The sequence below is a fragment of the Corallococcus praedator genome (genome assembly GCF_003612125.1).
In the GTDB taxonomy this organism is placed as follows: domain Bacteria; phylum Myxococcota; class Myxococcia; order Myxococcales; family Myxococcaceae; genus Corallococcus; species Corallococcus praedator.
On record NZ_RAWI01000511.1, the window covers coordinates 1 to 5,683 of the forward strand.

Below are 5,683 nucleotides of genomic sequence, written 5' to 3' on the forward strand. Positions count from 1 at the left end.
GGAGGACTCGAAGCCGTCCTTGAAGGTGATGGGGCGGTTCCTGGCCTGCGGCTGCGCTCCCCGGGCGTCCTGCGTGGACAGCCGCGAGACGGAAGCGAGGGGGCGGGGGCTGTCGGGAATCTTCGTGGCCATGGTGGGGGAGTCCAGGGGATGAACCGCGCTCCCCAGATTATCCGACCGGGCCGGTCAGAAGTTGTGCGCCGCGGCATCTTCCCGGGCGGTCACGGTCCATTCCCTGAATCCAGGTTTCAGTTTCGCGTCAGCCCGTCACCGCGTCATTTCTCTCCCTGTGACCCGACTTGCTACAAATACACTGTTTCATGTGACGCCAAAGGCTACTCCTGATTTCTCATGACATGAAACACAAGAGTGAAGACAGACAGATTCGGGGTGTTGGCGCAAGCGGTGCAGGGGTGGCCAGTGCAGTTCACCCCACGACGAGGTAGTGCATGCACCTGAAGATGACGGGCTCCCTGCTGGCTTCCATGCTGCTGACCATGGCGGGCTGTGCCGGCGCCGACGACTCCCAGCCCTCCGGTTCGCTGAACGCGCAGGAGTCCGCGGCGGAGTCCCAGTGCATCAAGCAGTTCGACGGCATCACGAGCTGCGCGCTGGGCAAGGCGAGGCTCGCGTCCAGCACGGAGGGCCTGCTGGTCTCCGGTCTCGCGGCGAAGACGGACGGTGTCGCCAGCACCTTCACGAAGGCGGTGAAGTGGGAGCAGCGCAGCGCGGTGAGCCTGGGCGCGAGGGGCGGGCTCCAGTTGTCCGCGCGTGACGCGGATCAGGTGGTCAGCACGCTGAAGATCACCCCGGGCCGCGAGGCGGACACGGTCACCATGGCGCCCACGTTCACGGGCTCGCCGGGCGGTTCCCGCTACGCGATGAACGTCTACCTGGGCGGCGTGCTCCAGGGGACCAGCCACCAGCCGGCCGGCATGGTGATCACCTTCACCAACTGGCGGGACTTCCTCCGTTGGGCGGAGATGAACCACCACTTCCTGAACGACTTCGACATCGACGGTCTGTCGAAGCGCGCGGCGTCGGACGTGGGCGCGTGCGTGTGGCGCGTGGGCGCGGTGAAGAACACCTTCACGGTGGACGTGAATGGCAAGCCCGTCGTGGGTGACGAGGTGGAGTTCGTGGAGACCATCGCGGACGGCGCCTACCCGTACCGTCACTTCACGGGCATCGACGTGAACGCGGTGGCCAACGAGCTCATCGTCCGTTCGGAATCCATCACGCTGCCCGAAGGCGCGAAGTAGCACTTCCCGCCACACCGCTCCTGACGCCGGACGGGACGTTCATTCCGTCCGGTGTCGAGGCACCTCCGTGGTAGCCTCGGGGCCCATGGGAAACATCGGTCCTGTCGGCAGCCGGGGCGTCACCCGCCCTGTTTCCAATCCGGTGGAGGACGTGGCGGAGGCTCGCACCGCGACGCCCGAATCCGCCTCTGTCCCGACGGAGACGCAGGTGGCGCTCCAGCAGGACGGCTTCGTGCCGCCCGGTGCGCCTCCTCCGGTGAACCTCACGGGCACGGAAGGCCCCGCGCCCCTGGGGCAGCGGGAGCGGGCCCTGGAGGTGACGCGGCAGAGTCCCCCGGGCTCCGTGGGTGCGGCCATCCGTCCGCTGCTGTCAGGCGCGATGCAGACGCTGGGCGCGGTGGGGTACGGCATCGGCGCCGCGCCGAGCGCCGCGGCCCTCGCCGTTCCGGGAATGGCTGCCGCCGCGCCGAGCCTGCTGGAGCGCGCCGGAGAGCAGGGCCGCGCGGGACAGGCCGCGGGCCGCGAGGCCGCCGCCGGCCAGGTGGGCGACTTCTACGAGGCCCAGCGGGAGCTGCTGAACCGGCCCGCGACGATCAGCAACATCATGGAGTTCGCGCAGCGGGAGACGGACTTCTTCCGCCAGCAGCCGTTCAGCGTGAGCGCGCCCGCGTCGGTGATGAGCGCGTCCACGCGGGCCTCGCTGATCATGACCAGCGCGGTGGCGCAGCGGATCACGCCATAGCGCGCGGGTCCGGCCGGGAGGCATGGCCGCCGGCCGGAGTCCCGAGTTCCTACCGGCCGCCGGAGATGGAGGACGTCGGCGTCGCCACGTTCTTGCCGCTGCCGCCGGTGCCCGTCGCGGGGCTCACCTTCGGCATGTGCGTGGCCTCCAGCGGGACCTTGCGCGCGGGCTGGAACGACGTGGGGAGCTGGTTCGCGTAGAGCAGCTTGTAGGCGCTGTAGCTGCCGAGCACGCGCTTGACGTAGTCGCGGGTCTCCTCGAAGGCGATGTGCTCCACCCACTCGTCCAGCTCCGCCTGGGGCAGGGCGCGGCGCCAGCGCTCCACCGCCGCCGGGCCCGCGTTGTAGGCGGCCACCGCGTAGGCGGGATTGCCGTCGAAGTGCTTGAGCAGCTGGCCCAGGTACGCCGCGCCCAGGCGGATGTTCTGCGCGGGCTGGAGGAGGGACGCCTCGTCCACGGCGGCCATCTTGAGCGAGTCCGCCACCTGCCGCGCCGTCGCGGGCATGAGCTGCGCGAGCCCCAGGGCGCCGGTGGAGGAGCGGGCGCGCGGGTTGAACCGGCTCTCCTCGCGGATGAGGCCCTGCAGCAGGTCCGGATCCACGCGCGCCGCGCGCGAGTGGCTCTGGATGAGCGGACGGAACGCGAGCGGCCACGTGGCCTCCCACACCGGTCGCGACGCGGCGCTCAGCGGCCCGGAGGCTTCCTGGCGCAGCGACACGCGCGCCACCTGCCGCGTGGCCCGTCCCCGGCCGGTGCGGCGCATCGTCTGGTAGAGCAGCCGCGCGGGCGCTTCCGCGAGGCCCCGCGTGTCCACCGCGAGCAGCTCCTCCACCACGCCCGGCTGTCCCAGGCGCAAGAGCTCCACGCCCGCGGAGAAGCGCGGATCCTTCTGGAGCGGGCCGGGGGGCAGGGGCCAGACCTCGTCGGTTCCGGGGGCGCTCGTCGGCACGCCCGCGACCGCCTTCGTCACCGCCGCCGGGGCCGCGGCGGCCTCCATCATGCGCGCCAGCCGCTCCGGGGCCTGCTGCGCGAGCCGGGTCCGGGACAGCAGGCCGTACCACGCCGTGGGACGCTCGGTGGCGATGAGCTCGTAGCGCGCCAGCGCCGCGTCGGTCGCGCCGCCAGACTCCTGCACGCGCGCCTGCCAGTAGCGCGCCCGCCACAGGGCATCGTCGGTGCGGGCCGTCTCCGGAAGCTGCTCCACCGCCATCAGCGACGCCAGACCCTGCTGCGTCTCACCCTTGCGCGAGTGCAGCCAGAAGGCGCGGAACAGGGCCTCGGCGGCGAAGTTGCCGGCGGGGTAGCGCCGCGCCAGCGCCTCGTAGTTCTTGAGCGCCTCGTCCGCCTGTCCCAGGCGCTGCTGCGTCCAGGCCTCGAAGAACAGCGCGTCATCGGCGTAGCCGTGCTCCGGGTAGTCCTTCGCCAGCGTGGCGTACGTCTCCACGGCCGCCTCGGGCTGGACCACCGACTGCGAATAGGCCAGCAGGTAGAGCGCCTGCGGACGCTGCTCGGGCGAAAGGCATTCGCGGGCCACCGGCTCCAGGACCTGGATGGCGCGGCGGTGCTGGCGCTCCTTGCGCAGGGCCCGGCCCAGGGTGAGCTGGGCGCGGCAGGCCAGCTCGTCCGGAAGCTCCGTGCGAGGGCCCGAACGGGACAGCATCGTCATCGCCGCCGTGTTCTGGTGCAGCTCCACCAGCGCCTCCGCCCGGCGCACGCGCCACTTCATGGGCAGGGGCAGGTCCCGCAGCAGCGCGCGAGCGCGGTCCGCCGCGGGCGACATTGGAGCCGTGGCCCAGACCTCCAGCAGCGCGCGGTGCTCGGCGTTGTACTGGCCCGCCGCGCGAGCCAGCTCGCAGTACTCCAGCAGCGCCTTCATCCGGAGCGCGTCCGGCCCGCGCGCCTGGCGGCTGTCGATGAACTCCTGCAGCGCCGTCAGGGCCTCGGGGATGCGCAACTGGCGCTTGAGCACGCGCGCCATGGCGAAGCGGGCCTCCGGGTACAGCGGAGAGCCCGTGGACACGGCGCCGTACTGCTCCGCCGCGCGCAGCGGTTTGCGCAGGCGCTCATGGGACTGCGCGGCCCGCATCAGGCAGTGGTCGCGCAGCGGGGCGTAGTCCTCCGCCAGCGCCGTGAACTCCGCGGCCGCGGTGGTGAAGTCCCGCGCGAGGAACGCGCTCTGGGCCTGGAGGTAGCGGCCGGGAAGGGAAGGGGGCGCTTCCGTCGCGAGCAGGGCCCGCGCCGACTTGTACCGGCCCCGGTCGAACTCCGCCCGCGCCCGCGCCAGCAGCCCTTCGGCGAAGTAGGAGGTCAGCCGCTCCGGACCAAAGGCCTCCGCCGTCAGCTCGTCCTGTGACGGCTGCGCGCTGGGCGTGTCGAGCAGCGCCTCCAGCTTCTCCTCCGACATCATGTCGCCGGAGTCATCCTCGCCCGGGGCCTGGGCCCATGCGGCGCCCGGCCCGAGCACGCTCGCGCATGCGAACAAGACCACCGCTGTTCCTCGAAGTGCGTCCATGCCAGCCCTCGTTCGTCCGCCAGGGACCCCGATGGATTGGCACTGCCGGTACGGTTGGGACCTGCCCGCCTGTTCGCCCTTCAGGCACGCGTTGGCGAGTGGATACGCCAGGAGGTGGGCCTCGCGGCGAGTGCACGAAAGCCAACGGCCCGACCGTCCCGGAACTGGCACTGGGTGTGCCAGGACCTCCAGCCATGGCGGACCGCGCTACGGCAGGACGCTCAAGTCCGCGGGCATCCGGGGCGCCACCTCGTAGGTGGTCTCATACTGCGCGGCCAGCCCCACGACGCGGAGCCGCTGCCCCACCGTGAGCTCCTGCAGCGCCGCCTTGTCGAAGCCGGCCGACACGTGCACGAACACCTGCACCTCGCCCGTTCCATCGTTGATGTAGAGCTTGTAGCCGTACGGCGAGTCGTCCACGAACGCCTGGGTGATGGCGCCGGAGACGCTGATGAGCTGCCCCTCCACGGACTCGTTCACGCCGCCGGTCGTCACGTCCTTGGCGGACACCAGCTGCGTTCCGGAGAGCACCTTCACGTCCGCGGCCACGGCCTTGAGGATGCGAAGCTGGTTCTGCTCATCCAGCGTGCCGGTGACGCGCACGTGCGCGCCCAACCCGAAGGTCTGCTTCGGGTCCAGCTTCACGTAGATGCCTCCCGTGTCGTCCTGCAGCGCGAAGCCCTCGTCCCCCAGGGCGGAGACGAACGCGCCGGGCTGCACGGAGACGTGGCCCTCCACCGTCACCTCCTCGCCCGTCTCCAGCGCGCGCGCTTCGTCGATGGGGGTGGCATCGCTACAAGCGCCCAGCGTCAGCGCGAACACGCCAAGGAGCGCGAGGACGCTCCAGCGCGAAAGGGACGGCGGGCGAGACAGGGGCAGGGAAGGGGCTCGATTCATGGTCGCCTTCTAACAGCCCGCAGCTAGAAAGTTCTGGAATGTCTTATTTATGTCGATTTGCTCGTATTTGGGTGCGGTGGGTGGATGTCTTTGGCGGCCCTGGTTTGACGCAGGCCCCGTTCGTCGTGCCGCAGCGCGGCGGAGGTCGGGAGGGCTCGCGCGGCTGAAACATGCGACAGGCTCGATTTTGACCCCACCAATGGGTGTCATAAGGTCACCTTGCTGCATGTAGGTTCTGTTTGTAGGATTCGGCCGCCCCCCCGCCCCCTC

4 protein-coding genes are annotated in these 5,683 nt (G+C 70.7%); 2 read left to right on the plus strand and 2 right to left on the minus strand.

The genetic code is table 11. The annotated features are described in order from the left end of the window. Window positions 1–449 precede the first annotated feature (449 nt). Window positions 450–1,262: a hypothetical protein gene (locus D7Y13_RS37500; RefSeq protein ID WP_120538011.1), complete on the plus strand. Its 813-nt coding sequence runs from the start codon at window positions 450–452 to the stop codon at window positions 1,260–1,262. Between the two features lie 85 nt (window positions 1,263–1,347). Continuing rightward, complete coding sequence (locus D7Y13_RS37505) at window positions 1,348–2,004, plus strand: hypothetical protein (RefSeq protein WP_147444554.1); 657 nt, start codon at window positions 1,348–1,350, stop codon at window positions 2,002–2,004. Window positions 2,005–2,053: 49 nt separating this feature from the next. Here the strand turns inward: D7Y13_RS37505 and D7Y13_RS37510 are convergent, their stop codons facing one another. Both D7Y13_RS37510 and D7Y13_RS37515 read right to left on the minus strand, forming a co-directional pair. Continuing rightward, window positions 2,054–4,516 carry a lytic transglycosylase domain-containing protein gene (locus D7Y13_RS37510; RefSeq protein ID WP_120585990.1) on the minus strand — a complete coding sequence of 821 codons (2,463 nt, stop codon included), beginning with the start codon at window positions 4,514–4,516 and terminating at the stop codon, window positions 2,054–2,056. 207 nt (window positions 4,517–4,723) lie between these two features. After that, a complete protein-coding gene (locus tag D7Y13_RS37515; RefSeq protein WP_120538014.1) occupies window positions 4,724–5,413 on the minus strand; it encodes a DNA-binding protein in 690 nt (229 codons plus the stop codon). Window positions 5,414–5,683: the final 270 nt, after the last annotated feature.

What these genes read in the sequence shown, in the direction of transcription:
- D7Y13_RS37510 (WP_120585990.1), bottom strand. Translation starts at nt 4,516, where the DNA reads ATGGACGCACTTCGAGGAACAGCGGTGGTCTTGTTCGCATGCGCGAGC.
- D7Y13_RS37515 (WP_120538014.1), bottom strand. Translation starts at nt 5,413, where the DNA reads ATGAATCGAGCCCCTTCCCTGCCCCTGTCTCGCCCGCCGTCCCTTTCG.
- D7Y13_RS37505 (WP_147444554.1), top strand. Translation starts at nt 1,348, where the DNA reads ATGGGAAACATCGGTCCTGTCGGCAGCCGGGGCGTCACCCGCCCTGTT.
- D7Y13_RS37500 (WP_120538011.1), top strand. Translation starts at nt 450, where the DNA reads ATGCACCTGAAGATGACGGGCTCCCTGCTGGCTTCCATGCTGCTGACC.